This is a genomic window from Bifidobacterium sp. UBA6881, from assembly GCA_002451435.1.
Taxonomy (GTDB): domain Bacteria; phylum Actinomycetota; class Actinomycetes; order Actinomycetales; family Bifidobacteriaceae; genus Bifidobacterium.
Map to the genome: position 1 here is coordinate 3,689 of DKCF01000024.1, position 3,266 is coordinate 6,954.

A 3,266-nucleotide genomic window follows, 5' to 3' on the forward strand; every position below is an offset into this window, starting at 1 on the left:
GCGATATTGCGAATTGCCTCGTGCACGTCGAGGTTTTCGCCGCCGACGGCCATCGCGACGCCGACGGTCGCGACGAGCGCGCCCGGCAACGCCTTCCATACCGCGCCGCGCTTGCGTGACATGGCGGCGGTCATCAATACCAGCATCGTCGGCCACAGATAATTGACAAGGCTGACTTCCACGGATTGCGCGTTCGTCGCGGCCAAGCCGATCGACAGCGAAATCGATGATTCATATGCGATGAACAAGGCACCGCCCGTGATGAGATACCTGCGCGGTGCCTGACGGATGGCCTTCGGCCTGCGCACGATGAGCAGCAACATGCCGCCGACGGTATAGATGAGCGCCGAGCCAAGCGTGGCGCCGAACGATTCGGAGACGAGGCGCACAAGACCGGCCATGAAGCCCCACAGGATGATCGCAATCAGACCGATGATCGTCGCGGCATGCGAAGTCGCGTGGCCAAGCAGCGGGTTGTGCGAGCCATGTAGGAGACGCGTCGTTGTCCGAACCAGTAGAGGCAGTGCCGGCTGTCTTAGGAGACTGCCCGTGAAAGAGACCCCTGTGAAGAAGATGCCCGTGAAGGAAATGCCGGCGAAACGGCGGAACCGGCACGGCTCGTCTCGTTTTGCCCCTTTTCGAAGGATTTCTGCTCTGCACTCACAGTCTCAGCTTACCCGTCATCCACCGAACAGGATGGATCGGGCCGACACCAGCGAAAAGCACTGCGGCACCGACTACCCTGACTTCGTAACAAGTGGCATCAATACATCCATGTCGACACGGTGACAACAATTCGGCAAAAATCGTGTGATCGAGCAAGTGCCCGCAAAATTGGAAATCGTTGGAATGATCGGGTTTTACAGCCTCACCGTTGAAGCGAATGGAGCGGATGACGGGAGTCGAACCCGCCTTTAAAGCTTGGGAAGCTTTCGTTCTACCGATGAACTACATCCGCAAAACGTGCCTTTTGGGCACGAAACTTTAGTTTAGCATGCGATTCCCGCTATGTGTGGCAGATATCCCGGATTGAGGAAATCGTTTTTCGCTATATGTGGCAGAATTCAGTGCAGCAGAACCATTAGGGGGTACAAATTCGAGGCTTTAGGAGTGCCTATGCAGGAAGCTCTGCCACATATAGCGAAAACCAGTTTATGCAAATCGTCTTTTCCGCCACATATAGCACTTTTGAATTCGCCATCGTATGAAAACGAACACGTACGCCCACTCATTCGACCGGTCGGCGATGTGGTGGGAAGGCGTCCGGCAAAGCTTCACCCGCATCTGGGCCGCTACGGATGGAGAAAGGCAGACGAGGTTCGGTCCGTACGGCCTCACCCGCGCATGGGCCGCCGCGGATAGTCCCGTGAATATCTACCGTCCGAATCATATGCGGATTCGTACTGAGAACCGTATTGAGTCTCATACCGAGCCCCATACTGCGGACCACCGGGCGTCATGGGATATCCGCCCTGCCGAATATCCCGAATATTTGACGCGGAGCGGCCAGTTGTCGCATAACCGCTTAGATAGCCCGAACGCACACCCTGTTGCTGCATTTCCTGGCTCATCCGCATCAGGCGGGCGATGCGGTCCTCGGTCGGCGGATGCGTGGAGAAAAGGCGCGAAAATCCCTCAGCGGAGAACGGATTGGCGATCATCAGCGCCGCGACCGACTGCGTGCCGGCCGTTTTGGTCATCGGCATGGAGTCGGTACCATACGTGATCTTCCGCAGCGCGGAGGCGAGCGCCTCCGGATCCTCCGTCAGCTTCGAACCATCCTCGTCGGCGTCGTATTCGCGCGTGCGGGAAATCGCCATCTGAATCAGCGAGGCGGCGATCGGCGCGAGAATCGTGCTCAGCAGTACGCCCAGCAGTCCCAAGCCGCCTGAGGAATTGTCACGGTCGTCGCGCGAATTGCCGCCGCCGAAATACATCAGTGAATAACCAAGATAGGAAATCACCGTGGCCATGGCCGAGGCAATCGCGGACGTCAGAATGTCGTGGTTGTACACGTGCATGAGCTCGTGGCCGAGCACACCGCGGATTTCACGTTCGTTGAGCATCTGCAGGATGCCTTGCGTGCAGCAGACCGCCGCGTGGCGTTCGTTGCGCCCTGTCGCGAAGGCGTTGGGACTCATCGTCGGCGCGATGTAGATTCGCGGCATCGGCTTGCCGGCTTTTGCGGAGAGCTCACGGACGATGCCGTACAGCATCGGCGCCTCCTGCTCGCTGACCGCGCGCGCGTTCATGGACGCGATCGCCAGTTTATCGGAGAACCAGTAGGAGGCGAATGTGGAACCGAGACCGATGAGGATGTAGATGCCGAGCGTTTGCCGGCTACCGCCCGTCGCCCACCAGATCAGCATGATCACGCCCCACATCAGGGCGAAAAGCAACGTCGTTTTCAAGCCGTTGCAATGTCCATGCACCCGCAATTTGCCGTTCATGGCCACTAGCGTAAGAACGCTGCCTGAAATTTTGCTGGATATGCGCTGGAACAACGGACGCCCCATGCCATCCGTCACGCGCCGTCAGCTATGCATCGCGCTGGAATGCACGGAATCCAAAGTGCCGATCAGACTTGTCAGCAGATCATTGCGGTCGCAAGCGTTCGTCAGCACCGTCAGCACATACGGGCCGGACGGCGACGCGACCAATCCGCCGTCGTTCAGCGCGTACAAATCGCCATCGCCGCTGATCCATCCGGCCTTCGTGTAGACGGTCTGTGTGCCGCCCAACGCGTTGTGGATGTTGGAATTCAGCGAATCCGTCATGTCTCCGGACAGCCACTGCAACGATTCGTCGGTCACGTCGGTCGCGCCGGAATTCATGTGCTGGAACAGGAATCCATAGCCCTGCGTCCACAGACGGGCCATATCACGTGCCGAAGTGGTCACGTAACCATGCCCGGTCGTCATGCGGGCGGATGCGCCGGCCTGCTCGGACCATGTGTTGAACGCGTTGACGTCGAAGGTGTCGACCAGCCACTTATACGCAGTGTTGTCGGAGACGGTGAGCGTCGAGTCGATGTTCTGCTTGATTTCGGCGGATTGCTCATCGGCTGCCTGGTACACTTTGCCAAGATCGATGGTGCCGGTCGCGGCCAGCGACATGATGAACGGCGCCTTGATCGCGGATGCCGAGTAGATCGGCGTATCCGCGTTGTATGCGAGGGTGCGGCCGGTGGTGAGGTCCGTCAGCACGAAGGACGCGGTGTATCCGGAATTCGTGAAGTTCGCGATCTGCGCGTCCAACGCGGCACG

Annotated in this window: 2 protein-coding genes, 1 tRNA gene and 1 pseudogene; all 4 read right to left on the minus strand. The window is 58.8% G+C overall.

Annotated elements, in window-relative coordinates:
• Positions 1-470, minus strand: a pseudogene (locus B3C64_RS01950) (hypothetical protein); the annotation flags it as partial.
• A 414-nt stretch (positions 471-884) separates the two neighbouring features.
• Positions 885-958 (minus strand) — tRNA-Gly (locus B3C64_RS01955).
• A gap of 376 nt (positions 959-1,334) precedes the next feature.
• Positions 1,335-2,450 (minus strand): zinc metalloprotease HtpX, encoded by a 1,116-nt coding sequence (htpX, locus tag B3C64_RS01960; RefSeq protein WP_291533349.1) that lies wholly within the window; start codon positions 2,448-2,450, stop codon positions 1,335-1,337.
• 84 nt (positions 2,451-2,534) lie between these two features.
• Positions 2,535-3,266, minus strand: a 732-nt coding sequence (locus B3C64_RS01965) for a serine hydrolase (protein ID WP_291533351.1), incomplete at its 5' end; no start/stop codon positions are given.